This is a genomic window from Nocardioides sp. dk884 (assembly GCF_009557055.1).
Taxonomy (GTDB): domain Bacteria; phylum Actinomycetota; class Actinomycetes; order Propionibacteriales; family Nocardioidaceae; genus Nocardioides.
Genome location: NZ_CP045649.1, coordinates 2,818,652 through 2,834,221 on the forward strand (window position 1 = coordinate 2,818,652; position 15,570 = coordinate 2,834,221).

The 15,570-nt window shown below is 72.8% G+C and carries 13 protein-coding genes, 1 tRNA gene and 1 pseudogene; 3 read left to right on the forward strand and 12 right to left on the reverse strand.

The features are described 5' to 3' along the window. Positions 1–45 precede the first annotated feature (45 nt). From GFH29_RS20925 to GFH29_RS13590, 4 genes and pseudogenes are all read right to left on the reverse strand, one after another. Positions 46–120: pseudogene (locus GFH29_RS20925) on the reverse strand (hypothetical protein); the annotation flags it as partial. Between the two features lie 1,237 nt (positions 121–1,357). Further along, positions 1,358–2,164, reverse strand: coding sequence for a DUF6281 family protein (locus tag GFH29_RS13580; protein ID WP_153324367.1), 807 nt, complete (start codon positions 2,162–2,164; stop codon positions 1,358–1,360). A gap of 4 nt (positions 2,165–2,168) precedes the next feature. Further along, the gene (locus GFH29_RS13585) at positions 2,169–2,672 is read right to left on the reverse strand and encodes a SigE family RNA polymerase sigma factor (protein ID WP_153324368.1); all 504 of its coding nucleotides are present in this window, start codon (positions 2,670–2,672) and stop codon (positions 2,169–2,171) included. Positions 2,673–2,745: 73 nt separating this feature from the next. Beyond that, a complete protein-coding gene (locus GFH29_RS13590) occupies positions 2,746–3,765 on the reverse strand; it encodes a matrixin family metalloprotease (RefSeq protein ID WP_228387485.1) in 1,020 nt (339 codons plus the stop codon). Between the two features lie 222 nt (positions 3,766–3,987). On the opposite strand from GFH29_RS13590, the gene GFH29_RS13595 reads away from it, so the two are divergent. Next, on the forward strand, positions 3,988–4,200 hold the full coding sequence (locus GFH29_RS13595) for a tyrosine-type recombinase/integrase (RefSeq protein ID WP_153324369.1): 213 nt from the start codon (positions 3,988–3,990) through the stop codon (positions 4,198–4,200). A 191-nt stretch (positions 4,201–4,391) separates the two neighbouring features. On the opposite strand, the gene GFH29_RS13600 is transcribed toward GFH29_RS13595, so the two are convergent. The 5 genes from GFH29_RS13600 to GFH29_RS13620 form a co-directional block, all read right to left on the reverse strand. Beyond that, a tRNA-Asn gene (locus GFH29_RS13600) sits at positions 4,392–4,464 on the reverse strand. A gap of 86 nt (positions 4,465–4,550) precedes the next feature. Then, complete coding sequence (locus tag GFH29_RS13605; RefSeq protein WP_228387486.1) at positions 4,551–5,084, reverse strand: hypothetical protein; 534 nt, start codon at positions 5,082–5,084, stop codon at positions 4,551–4,553. Next, entirely contained in the window at positions 5,081–6,979 is a 1,899-nt protein-coding gene (dnaG, locus tag GFH29_RS13610; RefSeq protein WP_153324370.1) for a DNA primase, read from the reverse strand. The genes GFH29_RS13605 and dnaG overlap by 4 nt, the downstream gene beginning before the upstream one ends. Before the next feature lie 52 nt (positions 6,980–7,031). Beyond that, positions 7,032–7,946: a 2-hydroxyacid dehydrogenase gene (locus GFH29_RS13615; RefSeq protein ID WP_153324371.1), complete on the reverse strand. Its 915-nt coding sequence runs from the start codon at positions 7,944–7,946 to the stop codon at positions 7,032–7,034. A 56-nt stretch (positions 7,947–8,002) separates the two neighbouring features. Further along, positions 8,003–9,289 (reverse strand): deoxyguanosinetriphosphate triphosphohydrolase, encoded by a 1,287-nt coding sequence (locus GFH29_RS13620; protein ID WP_153324372.1) that lies wholly within the window; start codon positions 9,287–9,289, stop codon positions 8,003–8,005. A gap of 104 nt (positions 9,290–9,393) precedes the next feature. Here GFH29_RS13620 and GFH29_RS20875 point away from each other — a divergent pair, with 104 nt between their 5' ends. Both GFH29_RS20875 and GFH29_RS13630 read left to right on the forward strand, forming a co-directional pair. After that, positions 9,394–11,028, forward strand: a complete 1,635-nt coding sequence (locus GFH29_RS20875) for a phospholipase D family protein (protein WP_153324373.1) — start codon at positions 9,394–9,396, stop codon at positions 11,026–11,028. Between the two features lie 25 nt (positions 11,029–11,053). Beyond that, positions 11,054–12,238 (forward strand): AI-2E family transporter, encoded by a 1,185-nt coding sequence (locus GFH29_RS13630; protein ID WP_153337315.1) that lies wholly within the window; start codon positions 11,054–11,056, stop codon positions 12,236–12,238. A 220-nt stretch (positions 12,239–12,458) separates the two neighbouring features. Here the strand turns inward: GFH29_RS13630 and GFH29_RS13635 are convergent, their stop codons facing one another. The 3 genes from GFH29_RS13635 to GFH29_RS13645 all read right to left on the reverse strand — a co-directional run bounded on the left by GFH29_RS13635 (position 12,459) and on the right by GFH29_RS13645 (position 15,562). Next, positions 12,459–13,316 carry an SH3 domain-containing protein gene (locus GFH29_RS13635; RefSeq protein ID WP_153324375.1) on the reverse strand — a complete coding sequence of 286 codons (858 nt, stop codon included), beginning with the start codon at positions 13,314–13,316 and terminating at the stop codon, positions 12,459–12,461. Positions 13,317–13,528: 212 nt separating this feature from the next. After that, entirely contained in the window at positions 13,529–14,647 is a 1,119-nt protein-coding gene (gene dusB, locus GFH29_RS13640; protein ID WP_228392132.1) for a tRNA dihydrouridine synthase DusB, read from the reverse strand. A 153-nt stretch (positions 14,648–14,800) separates the two neighbouring features. Next, entirely contained in the window at positions 14,801–15,562 is a 762-nt protein-coding gene (locus tag GFH29_RS13645) for a hypothetical protein (RefSeq protein WP_153324377.1), read from the reverse strand. Positions 15,563–15,570 lie beyond the last annotated feature (8 nt).

Consider the following 15,570-nt stretch of genomic DNA (forward strand, 5'->3'; position numbering starts at 1 on the left):
GACGTACTCGAACTCCTCCGCGTCGGGGGCGGCGGTCCGGAACGTCGTCCACTCGCTCCAGGCGTCCTGGTTGCCGACGCGATAGGTGTACGCCGTCGCCGGCTTCAGCCCGCGGACGGTGGCCGAGAAGTGCGGGTTCGGGCCGCCTGCCTCTCACCGCAACCGCCGGACCGCCCCAACTTCGCGAGGTCATGGCCGAGCTCGAGGCCCTCGCCAAGGTCCCCCGCCGTCAGCGCCGATGGAACGGCCCTGCCACCTCCCGCAGCCCCCGACCGACCGAACTCTCGACAGCCCGAGCTCCCCTACGACACCCAAGGCGACAACCGAAGGAGAACACTCCGATTGCACGTAGAGGCACGGGACGAGCAGCGACGCTCGCCACGATCACGGTCCTGAGCCTGACCAGTCGCGCAAACGACAGCGCCTAAGGCGACGACCAGCAGTCGCAGACACCAAACGCTCCTAACGCGACCGCCGATCGTGACAGCGCGACCGATTCCGACCCAACCGGAGCCTCAGAAGGGCCGATCGCTCGCGAGCAAGCCGAACGGATCGCCGTCGGCGCCGTCGGCGAGGGTGGGGCCACCTGGAGCGGACGCGAAGACGAACGCGGCGCCGCCTGGGAAGTAGAAGTCACCCGCCCCGATGGCACCGAGGTCGACCTACTGGTCGGGGAGGACGGCACCATCGTCGCCCAGATCCCCAAGTTCGCCGCCGATGAGACCCCCGGCGGCTGTGGCGCAGGCGATACCGGTGGCGGAGTCGGCAGCGGCGGCAGCGGTGTCTCGCAGCGCCAGGCCGAACAAGCAGCCCTCGCCGCTGTCGGCGAGTGTCGCGTGACCTGGAGCGGACGTGAGGACGACCGGGGCGCTGCGTGGGAGATCGAGATCACCCGACCCGACGGCAGCAAGGTCGACGTGCTGATCGCAGCCGACGGCAGCTTCGTGGGCTAACCCCAGGCCGCTCAAATCCGGCGTCCGTTGCGCAGCAGGAATCAAAGTGGGGCCCCGCTGCGATATCTCGTTAGAGGATGGGCTCGCGGAGCGACCCGGTGCCCGATGGGCTCGCGGAGCGACCCGGTACGGGATCCGCTATCGGCGCAGCGTCCCGAATCCAACACCTCAGTGGGGAAAGCGACAGTCTCGGCCGCCGAGCCAGTGCTCGGCCGCCGTGGGCATTCGACACGATCGCTCGCGGCGAGCGGGTCCAGGTCGCCGCCGACCGCCGGCATCCGTCGCGGCTCGTGCTCCCCGTCGTCCCCCGCGTGCAGGTGCCCGCCAAGGCGCCCCGGGCGTGCGGGTCGCTGCGCAGCCAGCCGTGCCGGACCTACCGGGCCGCTGATCGTCCGACGACCTGGTCAGTCGGCGAGCCGGAGCGACGCGGCGGCGTACCCGTCGCCCCGGCAGGCGAGGCGCACCTCGATCGGCGCGGCCCCCTGGACCGCGGCGCCGACGACGACCTCGTCGTCGCCGCCGGCGGTCGCGGACGTCACCTGCGTCCGCAGCACGACCCGGGTGTAGCCGGGCATCGGGAGACCGTCGCCGGCGTCGACCGCGAGGGTGAGCGTGTACGGCGCGGGCGGCGTGCCCCGGGCGAAGTCCAGCGCCGTCGCGCGGACCGTCGTCGGCCCGGCGAGACGGCACGGCTCGGGGTCGAGGAGCTCCCGGAGGTCGGCCGGGACGGTGCCGTCGCGGGGCGCCAGCACCTCGCCGTCGGCGGTGACCACCGCCTCCGCCGGGTCGCGGTCGCCGAGCGCGTGGAGGGTGACATCGACGTCGCGGCTCTCGCCGTTGCCGTCGTCGCAGCCCGGCACGACGCCCGTGCCGAGCGCGCGGCCGGGCTCGGGCATCCGCGCCTGCTCGCCGATGCCGGAGTAGACACGTCCCTCCCACCGCACCTCGAAGGCGCAGCTCGCCGCGCCCCCACCGCTCCCGGGATGGTCGCGGACCAGCAGCACGGCCGCCCCCGCGCCCGCGACGACCACGGTCGCCGCGGCGGCCGCCGCGAGCCACGGCGTACGCCGACGGGGTGAGCCGTCCTGGAGGCCGGTCGGTGCCGTCGGAGCCTGCTCTAGCGGCCGCACGGTGGTGACCTCGTCGGCCTGCGCGCGGAGCGCAGCGCGCAGCCGTCGCTCCGCCTCGATGGTCCGGGTGTCGTCGGTCATGTGCTCACGCCTCCTCGGGGTTAGGGGAGTCGGCCAGGGCGGCCGCGATCCGCGGCAGGGCGCGGTGGACGAGCGAGCGGACGGTCGCGCGGGAGCAGCCGAGCGCCTCGGCGATCTCGGCGTCGGGTGCGTCGAGGTAATAGCGCATGACCACGGCCGCACGCTGGCGGCCTGTCAGCCCCTCGAGCGCGCCCCACACCCAGTCGTGGAGGGACAGGTGCTCCGTGCCGTCGGCAACCGGCCGGTCGGGCACCTCGCCGGACCAGTCGCGCCGGGAAAGGTCGCGGGCCTGGCTGCGCCACTCGTTGACGATCCCGCGCCGCAGGTAGGCCTCAGGGTTGGCGACGCGATCCCACGTGCCGGCGGCGAGCAGGCGCAGCAGCACCGTCTGCACGACGTCCTCGGCACCGGCCTGGTCGCGCCCGGTAAGCAGGTGGGCGAACCGCACGAGCGCGAGGTGTCGCCGGGCGACGTACGACTCGAACGTCTCCGGCAGCACCTCGCTCACCTCGTGCTCTCTCAACTGTCTAAACACACCTTGTAGACGGCGATGTCCCCGCGACTGTTGCACACCTGCGGAACTAGCCGTAGATGTCCTTCAGGCCGAGGAGGTCGCCATTGCCGAGGGTGCGCTGGCTGTTGTCGCAGTCGTCGAGCTGGGTGCTCATCGTCAGGTTGCCGTGCGAGCTCTCCGAGACGTGTCCGAGGCCGTAGCTGTGGCCGAACTCGTGGAGGGCGACTCCGCGCAGGTCGAACCGGTTGGAGCAGCTGGAGGGCTTGTTGTAGTAGAAGGACTTGTCCGTGGTGTTGAAGCGGACGTCGGACTCGAGGATGTTGTTCTTGTTGAACGGCTGCGGCAGCGTCCACGTGCACTCGGCCGCCAGCGGCGTCGTGTTGCCGGGGTCGTCCAGGTTGCCGAAGTCGACGACGCTCTTGCCGTCGCGCCCGTCCAGGGAGCCGTCGCCGCACACCGACTTGCCGTCGCCGTAGAGGTGGAAGTCGCTCTCCAGTTCGGAGACGCCGTTGTAGTAGGCGGACACGGCGTACTCGCTGTAGCCCGGCGTGATGTTGCAGTTGTTGTGGCCCTCCGAAAGCCACGTCAGCGCCTCCTTGAGGGCGTCGCGGGTCTCGGAGGTGGTGAGGCCGGCGGGCCGCACGCCGTCGCCGAGCCACCAGTTCCACCGGCCGGCTTGCTCCGCGTCCTTGGTCGTGAACGCGCTGTCGCTGCAGGCGCCGGGCGCGGATGCGGTGAGCTGGCTGCCGGCCGAGATTTGCTCGTCGGGGTAGGCGATGGAGCCGTCCGCGGCGACTCTCACGCTCGCCATCTCGGCCCCGTCGACGTAGTAGGCCTCCATGGTGAGGGTGACGCCGGGCTCCGGGATCTGGAGCTCGAGGCCGCCCTCGACCTCGATGAGCTCGCCGACGAGGCCGCAGGCCTCGACGTCGGTGCCCTCTGGCACCGACTCGTCGGTGAGAGTGGTGGCCACCGGCGACGGGCAGGCGGACCGGCCGTCGGCGTCGCTGGCGCTGGCATCGGCGGCCAGGAGACCGACCGGGAGAAGGCAGGCGGCCGCGGCGGCGGCCAGGGTAGACAGACGCATCGAACCCCCATCTCGAGAAGTTGCTGGAGGCCAATGAGTGCGTCGCTCCGGGCCGTCGAGCGTGGCGAAATGCCGGTACTCGTCCTCCCCAAGGAGGAGTGGACTAGTGCATGCCATTGGGGTCGGTGAAGACCCGGAGGCCCGCCCGGGAGTCCCCTCAATACGTCCCGTTCAAGGAACCGCCATCGGTGAAGCCGTAGGCCGGCAGACACGCCGCTACTCATGCGTCCCGGATGCCCCGCCTACGACTGGGTCACCTTCCACACGTTCCGCAGGTCGGTGGCGACCCTGATCGATCGTGAGGTGGGCATCGACGCCGCGCAGGCCCAGCTCGGTCACGAAGACAGCGACATCACCCGCGACTTCTACATCCACAAGTTCAAGGTCGCACCCGACCTGACCGTCCATCTTGAGAGGTTCCGGCCGTCTCGCTGAACCCCGCGCCGCCCCCAATCGGGCCGACGGGAACGCGCGACGCAGGCGTGAGATCTGCCCAGGCGCAGACCCGCGTTGGGGGCCTCGCCCGGCGGGAGTTTCTGGCCTGTTTCTGGACAGTTTTCCCACCAGATTCAAATTACAGAGGGCCCCTGCCTGGACGTTTGTCCAGGTCAGAGGCCCTCTCTCTGCTCCCCCGGTTGGACTCGAACCAACAACCCTCCGGTTAACAGCCGAATGCTCTGCCAGTTGAGCTACAGGGGATCGGTGCAGCGCGGGAAACACTAGCAACTGCGGGGCCGGGTGCGAAATTCGGGGCCCTGACGGGCCTCCCCGCAGCCGGCGGTCGCTCAGCCGGGCTCGAGCTCGGCGCGCGCCTGGGCCAGGGCGGCGTCGGCCACCCGGCGTACGGCGGGCTCGTCGGGGTCGATCCCGGCGTCGTAGTGCACCAGCCAGGTGAGCTCGCGGGCGCCCGACGGCGCGCGGCGGGCCACGACGCGCAGGCCTCGGTCACCGCGCACGACGACGTGCACCTGGAACACGATGCTCGCGGTGACCCGCTCGCGCACCAGCTCCAGCAGCCGCCCCGGCTCCTCCAGCGCCAGCGCGTGCACCGGGCGCACCTGGCCCCAGGGACCCAGCTCGGTCACCCGCAGCACGCCGGCCTCGCTGTCCCAGTCGGCCGCCTCGACCCGCTCCCACGCCAGTCGTACGACGGGGCCCGCGGCGGTCGGGACGTACAGCGCGTCGCGGGTGCCGGCGACCGGCCCGCGTCCCGAGGTGGCCGCGGCGAGCACGCGCTCCCCCGGACCGACCTCGATGTCCGCGGCGCCCGGCACCGCGGCGCCGCGTCGGCCCACGAGGGCGGCCAGCCGGGCGATCATGCGGCCCCGATGATCCGGTCGCGCAGCGCGCGCCGGTGCTGCTCGAGGGCGGCAAGCTCGCCGAACATCTTGTTGTACTCGGCCGGGTGCTCGACCGGGTTGGTGCGCTGCAGGCGCGACTTGACCTCGGCGATGCGGCGCAGCGCGGTCAGCTCGAGCAGCCGGTTGACGTGCAGCGCGACGTAGGCGCCGTCCGGCGCCTTCGCGGTGAGCAGCGGCTCGACGGCGAGCGCGCTGATCGCGGAGGAGACCTCGGGGTCGGTGGCGGCGTCGCGCAGCCGCGCGGCCCACCCGGCGTCCCCGGATCCGACCGCCGGACCGCCCTGGGCGGCCACGACCGCCCACACGCCTCGGTAGGTGGGGTGGGTGAAGTCCTCGGGCCCGATCTCGGAGGTGGTGCGCCCGATCGCCATCGGGTGCTGCACGACGAGCTTGAGGGTCTCGCGCTCCAGGCCGAACCGCGGGTCGCGCAGGTCCGGCAGCCGGCGTCGCGGCGGTGCCGCCGGCGCCTCGGCGGGCGCCGCGGACCGGACCGGCTGGCGGCGCTGCCCGGGCAGGTCGGCGGGACGCTTGGCGGCGCGCTGCACCTCGCCGCGCGCCTGGTCGGGGTCGATGCCGATCATCTGGGCCAGCTCGCGGGCGAACGCGTCGACCTTCGAGCGGTCGCGCACGCTGGAGACCAGCCGGGCGCCCTCGCGCAACGCGTCGATACGACCGTCGGCGCGGTCCAGGTCGTACTTGCTGACGATGTTGCTCAGCACGAAGCGGTACAGCGGCGTGCGCTTGGCGACCAGCTCGCGCACCGCCTCGTCGCCCTTCTGCAGGCGCAGGTCGCACGGGTCGAGTCCGTCGGGCTCCACCGCGACGTAGGTCTGGGACACGAAGTTCTGGTCGCCCTGGAAGGCCCGCAGTGCGGCCTTCTGGCCGGCGGCGTCGCCGTCGAAGGTGAAGATGACCTCGCCGCGGAACTCCTCGTGGTCGTGCAGGAAGCGGCGCAGCACCTTGGCGTGGTCGTCGCCGAAGGCGGTGCCGCAGGTCGCGACCGCGGTGCCGACACCGGCCAGGTGGCAGGCCATCACGTCGGTGTAGCCCTCGACCACGACCGCCTGGGTGGTCCTGGCGATCTCCTTGCGGGCCAGGTCGAGGCCGTAGAGCACGTGGCTCTTCTTGTAGATCGGCGTCTCGGAGGTGTTGAGGTATTTGGCGTCGATGCGGTCGTCGTCGAAGATGCGGCGCGCGCCGAAGCCGATGGTCTCCCCGCTGGCCTCGCGGATCGGCCACAGCAGCCGCCCGCGGAACCGGTCGTACGGCGAGCGGCCGCGCGCGACGAGGCCGCCGACGACCAGCTCCTCCTCGCTGAACCCGCGGGCGCGCAGGTGGCGGAAGAGGTCCTCGCCGCCGCGCGGGGCGAAGCCGACGCCGAAGGTCTCCGCGGCCGTCTGGTCGAAGCCGCGGTCGGCGAGGAACTGGCGCGCGACCTGGGCGTCCGGGGTGAGCAGCTGCTCGGCGTAGAACTCCTGGGCGACGCGGTGCGCCTCGAGCAGCTTGCTGCGCTGCGGGCCCTTGGGGCGGTCGACGCGCTCGTCGCCCTCCTCGCGCTTGAGCTGCACGCCGAACTTGTCGGCCAGCCGCTCGACGGACTCCGCGAAGGACAGCGCCTCGACCTCCATCAGGAAGTTGATGACGTCGCCGCCCTTCTGGCAGCCGAAGCAGTAGTAGAACCCCCGGCTCGGGGTGACCTGGAACGACGGGGACTTCTCGTCGTGGAAGGGACACAGGCCCTTCTGCGAGCCGCCGCCGGCGTTGCGGAGCGTCACGTAGGAGGAGACGACCTCGTCGATGCGCGCCTTCTCGCGCACCTCGCTGATGCTCTCCTCGCGGATCCGGCCTGCCACGCGCCGATCCTACGGTCCGGCCCCCGGGCGCCGGGCGGCACCTGTGGAAACCTCAGTAGTCCCCGGTGATCACGTTGGCCAACGGCTCCCCCGCCGCATAGCGGTGCAGCTGGTCGCGCACCAGCCGGTGCGCGCGCGGCCACATCGCGCTGCTGGCCCCGCCGACGTGCGGGCTGATCAGCAGGTTCGGCACCTCCCACAGCGGGCTGTCGGCCGGGAGCGGCTCGACGTCGGCGACGTCGACCGCGGCGCGCAGCCGGCCCGCCCGCAGCTCCGCGAGCAGGTCGTCGGTGACGACCACCGCGCCGCGGGCCACGTTGACCAGCAGCGCGCCGTCCTTCATCCGGGCCAGGAAGTCGGCGTCGACGAGCCCGCGGGTCTCGTCGGTCAGCGGCACGATCAGCACGACCACGTCGGCGTCCGGCACCAGTTGAGGCAGCTCGGTGAAGGCGTGCACGCCCGCGCGCGCGGTCCGCGCCACCCGCACCACGTCGACCTCGAAGGGCCGCAGCCGCGCCTCGATCGCCTCGCCGATCGCGCCGTACCCGACGAGCAGGACGCGCTTGTCGGCCAGCGCGGGACGCCACTCGAAGGCCCACTCGTGACGGTCGTGGGCGCGCACGAACTCCGGCACGCCGCGCAGCGAGGAGAGGATCAGCGTGAGCGTGAGCTCGGCGGTGGAGGTGTCGTGGATGCCGCGGCCGTTGCACAGCGTGACGCCCTGCGGCACCCGGCTGCGCACGTTGTCCACGCCCGCGGAGAGGGTCTGCACGACCTCCAGGCTGCGCATCTGCGGCAGCACGTCGCCGACGTCGGGACTCATCCGGTACGGCGTGACGTAGAACGCCACGTCCCCGACCGAGTCCGGGACCTCGGCGGTCGGGTCGACCACCTCATAGCGCAACCCCGCGGGCGGGTCGCCGAGGAGGTCGGGGTCGAAGGGCAGCCAGACGAGCGGTGCGGTCACACCCCGGACCCTAGCCAGTCACAGCCGTCAGGTCCGCGCACCCGGTCCGGCCACGGTCAGGCCGGACGCCCGCTCAGCCGCTCGTGCCACGCCACCGCGCTCGCGTCGGTCAGCGAGGCGACCTGGTCGATGACCACCCGCAGCCGCCCGGCGTCGTCGGCCGCGGCGTGCCAGTCATCGACGAACGCGCGCTGGAGCTCGTCGGGTCCCCGGTGCGCCAGCCTGGCCACCAGCCCCATGATCAGCTCACGCTGGCGCTCCATCAGCCGCACCCGGTCCTCGGCCTGCATGACGTAGTGCGCGGCGATCCCCTTGAGCACCGCGATCTCCAGCATCGTGCTCCGCGGCACGACCAGGTCGGCGCGGTGCCGCACGAACGGCCCCTCGCCCGCGGCGAACGTCGCGTGCTGGACCGCGCCGCAGAAGCGGCCGATCAGGTCGCTGGTGAGGTTCTTCAGGGCGGCCTGGGCGCGCCGGCTGCCGTCGTAGGCCACCGTGGGCCAGCTGTCGATCGCGGTCAGGTCGGTGAGCACCGCGTCGAGCTCGGCGTCGTCGGCCTCGGGGACGTACCAGGCCCGCACGGTCTCCCACACCGCCGCGCGGTCCAGGCGGGTCAGGTCGACGCGGTCCGCGACCACGCCGTCCTCCACGTCGTGCACCGAGTAGGCGACGTCGTCGGCGAGGTCCATCACCTGCGCCTCGACACAGGTGCGGGTGCCCTGCGGCGCGCCCCGGCGCATCCAGGTGAAGACCGGGAGGTCGTCGTCGTAGACGCCGAACTTGCGGACGAAGCGCGGCGTGCCGTCGGTGTGCACGCCGCTCGGATCTCCGGCGGCGAGGCGGCGCCAGGGGTACTTGGTGCAGGCGTCGAGGGTCGCGCGGGTGAGGTTGAGCCCCACCGAGCGACCGGTGTCGTCGAAGGTCTTGGCCTCGAGGCGGGTCAGCAGGCGCAGCGTCTGGGCGTTGCCCTCGAACCCGCCGCAGTCCTCGCTCAGCTCGGCGAGCACCTGCTCGCCGTTGTGACCGAACGGCGGGTGGCCCAGGTCGTGGGCGAGCGCGGCGGTCTCGGCGATGTCGGGCAGGCCACCCAGGGCCCGGGTGATGTCGCGCGCCACCTGCGCCACCTCGAGGCTGTGGGTGAGCCGGTTGCGCACGAAGTCGTCGGTCTGCGGTCCGACCACCTGGGTCTTGCCGGCGAGGCGGCGCGACGCGGCGGCGTGCACCACCCGCGCCCGGTCGCGCTCGAACGGCGTGCGCGCGGGCGCGTCGACGCGCTTGGGAGGTTCGGGCACGAGGCGCTCGCGGTCCGTGGCGTCGTACAGGGCGAGGGGGTCGGCAGACATCGCGTCCGACTGTAGGCCCTCCCGGGGACGACCCCGCAGGTCAGCCTGTCGAGATCAGTCCCGCGGAGTTGGACGCCGCGGTGCCCCTCCCTGATCATCCGGTCATGCCCGAACGCCCGCACCACGCAGCGAAGTGGCTGCTCAGCGCCCGCGAGCGCGGCAACCCGTCCACCCGCCTCGACGCGCGACACTCGGGCGGCGCCGGCTGGTCGTCGGGCAACCGGGCCCGGCCGCTGGTCGACGGGGCGTCGTACTTCGCCGACCTCTACGAGCACCTCGAGGCGACCCGCACGGGCGACCTGGTGCTGTTCGCCGACTGGCAGAGCAACCCCGACCAGCAGCTCACCGACGACCCCGAGAGCACCATCGTGGAGGTGCTCGGCCGTGCCCTCGACCGCGGTGTCGACGTGCGCGCCCTGGTCTGGCGCTCCCACCTCGGCAAGCTGGGCTACAGCGCCGACGAGCACCGCGACCTCGGCCGACAGCTGCAGAAGCGCGGTGCCGACGTGGTCCTCGACATGCGGGTGCGCGCCAACGGCTCGCACCACCAGAAGATGGTGGTGGTGCGCCACCGCGACGACCCGTCCCGCGACATCGCCTACGTCGGTGGCCTGGACCTGTGCCACGGGCGCCGCGACGATTCCGCCCACGGCGGCGACCCGCAGGCCGAGCCCATCTCCGCCGAGTACGGCGAGCGCCCACCGTGGCACGACGTGCAGGTCGCCCTCGAGGGCCCCGTCGTCCACGACGTCGAGACGGTCTTCCGCGAACGCTGGGAGGACACCACGCCGCCGACGCGCAGCCCGCTGCGACGCCGCCGCGACGCCGCCCTGCGCCTCGACGAGGAGCGCCGCCCGCTGCCGCCGCAGGCACCCCCGCCTCCCCCGCGGGAGGAGGACCACACGGTGCAGCTGCTCCGCACCTACCCCAGCCTGGGGCCCGGCTGGGCCTACGACTTCGCGCCCGACGGCGAGCGCTCCGTCGCCCGGGGCTACAGCAAGGCCGTCGGCGCCGCCCGGTCGCTGATCTACCTCGAGGACCAGTTCCTGTGGGGTCGGGAGATGAGCGACGTGCTCGTCGCGGCCCTCCAGGACAACCCCGGACTGCGCCTGGTCTGCGTGCTCCCCCACTTCCCCGACCATGACGGCTGGTTCGCCCGCGACCCCCAGATCGTGGGCCGGCTGCGCGCGATCCGCCGCCTCCAGCTCCAGTTCAACGAGCGGGTCGCGTTCTACGGCCTGGAGAACGAGGCGGGGACACCCGTCTACGTCCACGCCAAGGTCTGCGTCATCGACGACGTCTGGACGTCGGTCGGCTCGGACAACTTCTGCCGCCGCTCCTGGACCCACGACTCCGAGCTGTCAGCGGTCGTGCTCGACGAGGAGCCGGCGGGCGGCTACGGGCAGTGGCTGCGGCTCCGCCTCGCTGCGGAGCACCTGGACCGGATGGAGTCCCAGGAGCTCGCCGCGGTGACCGCGACGCACGAGCCCAAGCTGTTCGACGTGATGGCCGACTGCGTGGACGCCGAGGCGCAGTTCGAGCTCTTCGCGCAGAGCGCCGACGCCCTGGACGCCTGGCACGCGGGCGGACGCCGCGGCCCGCGGCCCGCCGGGCGGCTGCGCCGGCTGCAGACTCCCACGCTCCCGGTCGCCCGCCAGCTGCTGGCCGCACCGTGGTATCGCTATCTCCACGACCCCGACGGGCGTCCCGGGCGCATCCGCCGGCGGCGTACGTTCTGAGCATGCTGCGACAGGAAGGCCGACCGTGACCGCCTCCACCCCTGCCCCTGCCCCGCGTTCCCGTGAGCAGGTGATCGCGCGCGGGCTGGAGTGGTGCGCGCGCTGGAGCGCCCGCTGGATCCTGATCTTCATCGCGCTGTGGCTGGCCAGCAAGGTGCTCGGCCAGATGTGGACGATCCTGCTGCCGGTCGTCCTGGCGCTGATCGTGTCCACGGTGCTCGCGCCGATCTCCTGGTTCCTCGAGCGGCGTCTGCGGATGCCCCCGTCGCTGGCCGCCGCCAGCACGCTGCTCGGCGCGATCGCCGCGATCGTCGCGATCGGGTTCGCGCTGGCCCCGTCCACCGCCGGCCAGGCGGGCGCGATCGCCGACGACGCGGCCGCCGGCCTGGACCGCATCGCGCAGTGGCTGCGCGACTCCGACCTGGTCACCGGCAAGCAGGTCGACACCGCGATCGACGCGGTGCAGGACAAGCTCACCGCCTCTGCCTCGACCATCGCCTCCGGCGTCCTGGTCGGGGTCGGTGCGGTCACCAGCGCACTGGTGACGCTCATCGTCACCTTGATCCTGACGTTCCTCTTCCTCAAGGACGGGCGCCGCTTCCTGCCCTGGCTGCGCCGTCTCGCCGGCCCCAGCGTGGGCACCCACCTCGCCGAGGTCCTCGGCCGGGCCTGGGCGACGCTGGGCGGGTTCATCCGCACCCAGGCCCTGGTGAGCGCGATCGACGCGGTCTTCATCGGCCTGGGACTCGTGCTCGTCGGCGTCCCGCTCGCGCTGCCGCTGGCCGTGCTCACGTTCTTCGGCGGTTTCGTGCCGATCGTCGGCGCCTTCGTGGTCGGCGCGCTCGCGGTGCTGGTCGCGCTCGTCTCCAACGGCTGGGTGGGCGCGCTGATCATCCTCGGTGTCGTGCTCGCCGTGCAGCAGCTGGAGGGCAACGTGCTCTCCCCGTGGCTGCAGTCGCGCAGCATGAGCCTCCACGCCGCCGTGGTGCTCCTGTCCGTCGCCCTCGGATCCTCTCTGTTCGGCATCGTCGGCGCGTTCCTGGCAGTGCCCGTGACCGCGATGATCGCGGTGGTCTTCCGCTACCTCGACGAGCAGGTCACCGCCCGCTCCGAGGCCCCGGTCGTGTCGGCGCCGCCCGCGGACGCGGCCGACGACGACGCAGACACCGGACCTCGGCGCGGTCCGGAGCCCGAGACCCCGCCGGCCTGAGCAGTCCCCCGGGGCGCGACCGGTCCGGGGGCCGCGCCCTCGCGGAGGTGCTGGGTCGACTACCGGCCGAGAGCCGCCTGGGTGCGGTCGGCGTCGACCTGGCCCCGGTCCCCGTCGACGGCCTCGAGGTGGTGGAGCCGGGCCACTGTAGGCACGAACGCGGCGAGCCGGGCCGCCCCGAAGGGACGGCCCGGCTCAGCGGCGTACGACGAGAGGTTGCTCAGTAGGTCGTGACGTGCACGTGGTCGTAGTGGTTGGCGGTGACCGAACCGCGGTCCTCCATGCCTCGCCACCCTTCGCCGGAGCGCTCGACCGACCAGATCTGCTGGGCGTAGATCAGGTAGCTGACGCCGAGCTCGGCGCGGTTCTCGCGGATGAACTCCGCGATCTCCCAGCCGAGGTCGCCGCTGACCATGATGTCGACGGCCAGGCCCTGACCGTGCTCGCCGTCGCTGCGCAGCGTGCCGTAGGTGGTGATCTCCGGGAACGCCGCACAGACCGCCTGGTGCACCGCGACGATGTTCGGGCTCACACCGGAGGGCACCGATGTGCCGTTGGTGCACGCGCCGCCGATGCCGGCGACCGGCTCCTCGGCGCTGAGGTAGCCGGAGGTGACCCAGCGCGACGCGCCGTCGATGACGACCTCGTCGCGGCCGTAGAGCTCACGACCGGTGATCAGGACCTTGTCGCCGGCCTCGAGGGTGCCGACCTGCGTGGCCTGCTCGCCCGGGAGGGTCCACAGGTTGAGGTCCTCGGTCACCCAGAGCCGGGTGTCGGCCTGGTCGATCGCGGACCGCACGGCGGCCGGGTCCATCATCTTCTCGGCCGGGGTGAGCTCGCGGAGCTCGAAGCGCGAGGCGCTGCGGGAGAGCACGGGGCGGCGCTCGGCCGCCTGGGTGGGAGCGGGGGTGGCCGCTGCCTTGCTGGGCGCGGCGGAGGCGGAGGGCGTCGTCTTCGCGACGGCGCTCACGCTGGAGCTGGAGGCGTGGAGCACCTCGGAGCCGTTGGGCTCGCCCAGGGTGACCCCCAGGGCGACGGCTGATGCGGTTGCCAGGACAGCCAGGGGGGCGGCGATCACAGTGGCACGGGGCGTACGGCGGGCATTGGTTTCCCGCTTGTGGCGATGTGCCACAGCGCTGATCCTTTGCTGTTGCGGGGCAGAAACACGCGCCGGTTCCGCAGGTTGCGGGTCCCCGGCGCTTGCGCCAGACAACCACATGCCGCGGAGCCGTCCCCAATCTTTGGGTGTTTTCAGCACCGTGTGTCGCCTCACGCCGCCACCCGGCGGGGTCAGCCTCCGGAGCCCGCGTCCAGGTCGTCGACGACGGCGCAGCCGGCGCCGTCGGAGTCATCCAGCCACCCCTCCGGGAGTGCGACCCGCTTGCGCGCGGAGCCCTGCCGGCCGCGGGGCGCGCCGAGCTCGGAGGCCGGGAACGGCTCGGTCGGGTCGAGCTCGTCGAGCAGCCGGTCCAGGGCGGCGAGGCTGTCGACCAGGCCCAGGTTGCGGCGCAGCTCCCCGCCCGCACGGAAGCCCTTGAGATACCACGAGACGTGCTTGCGGAACTCCTTGCAGCCGCGCTCCTCCCCCATGTGCTGGGCGAGCAGCTCAGCGTGGCGGCGCATCATCGCGCAGACCTCGCCGAGCGCCGGGAGCGTGGCGAGCTCCTCGCCGGCGAACGCGGCCGCGAGGTCGCGGAACAGCCACGGCCGGCCCAGGCAGCCGCGGCCGACCACGACGCCGGCGGCACCGGTGTGCGACATCATCCGCAGCGCGTCGGCCGCCTCCCAGATGTCGCCGTTGCCCAGGACCGGGATGTCGACGTGCGCGACCAGCTCGCCGATCGCGTCCCAGTCGGCGACACCGGAGTAGGCCTGCTCCACCGTGCGCCCGTGCAGCGCGATGGCGGCGCACCCGGACTCCTGGGCGATGCGCCCGGCGTCGAGGTAGGTCAGGTGGTCCGCGTCGATGCCCTTACGGGTCTTCATCGTCACCGGCACGTCGTACGGCGTGGCCGCGGCGACCGCCTCCTCGAGGATGCGGGCCAGCAGCCCGCGCTTCCACGGCAGCGCCCCGCCGCCGCCCTTGCGGGTGACCTTGGGGACCGGGCAGCCGAAGTTGAGGTCGATGTGGGCGACGCCGTACTCCTCGCACAGGATCTGCGCGGCCCGGCCCACGGTGACCGGGTCGGTGCCGTAGAGCTGCACCGAGCGGGTCGTCTCCAGCTCGTCGAACACGAGCATGTCGCGGGTGTGCTGGTCGCCCTCGACCAGCCCGCGGGAGGTGATCATCTCGCAGACGTAGAGCCCCGCGCCCTGCTCGGCGCACAGCCGCCGGAACGCCGCGTTGGTGACCCCGGCCATCGGGGCCAGGACGACCGGCGTCGCGACCTGCAGCGACCCGAGCCGCAGGCCAGGGAAGGCCGCGTGCGCGGGCGTGCGGGGAGCGGAGGTCGTGGTGGTCACGCGCACATTGTCGACCGCTCGGCGCAGGCCCCCAAATTGCTCGCCCGGTCCGGACGCGGCGAGCGGCACGCAGGCGTGACCTGCGTGCCGCTCGTGGTCTCAGTTCTTCTTCTTGCCCGGCTTCGCGGGCTCACCGAGCGTGCGGACCTTGCCGGTCCAGGTGATCGGGTCGAACTCCTCGGTGGGCCGGAAGCTCACCGCGGTCAGCCGCCCGCGGTCCGGCGCGAGGTAGACCAGGCAGACGTCGCGCTCCTGCCCGGGACGGAACTTCTTCGGCAGGTCCCCGCTGTCGCAGGGCTCGAACGTGCTCGCGAAGCGCGAGTAGCGCACCAGGGTGTTCTTGGCATCGACGATGTAGAGCGGCACCTCGACGCCGCCGAGGTCGGTGTCACCGACGTTGGCCACCCGCGCCCGCACGAAGTACGGCGTGGTGCGGCGCACCGCAGGCTCCAGCTTCCAGCCCTCGAAGGACTTCTCGAAGGTGGTGCGCTCCAGGCGGTTCACGGTGATCTCGAGGACGCCGACGGTCTTCTGCCGCGGCTCCCACGCGACGACCGCGGTGTCCCCGAGCTCCAGCTCCGTGCCCGGCTCGGTCAGCTCCACGCCCTCGGGCACCGGCAGGTACGGCTCGGCCGTCTCCGATCCGCCGTCACCGGGCTCCGCGCCGGACGACGACCCCGAGCCGGTGCCGGCCGAGCCGTCGCTCGTGGTCGCAGCGGAGCTCCCCGCGTCACCGGAGCCGGTGTCGCCGCCGTCGTCGGAGGAGCAGCCCGCGAGCAGGGCCGCACCCAGCGCCAGCGCCGCGACCGAGGAGGTCGCGGCGCCCAGCATCCGCCGTAGGGGGCTCGCTGCGGTGCGCACGGGACCTC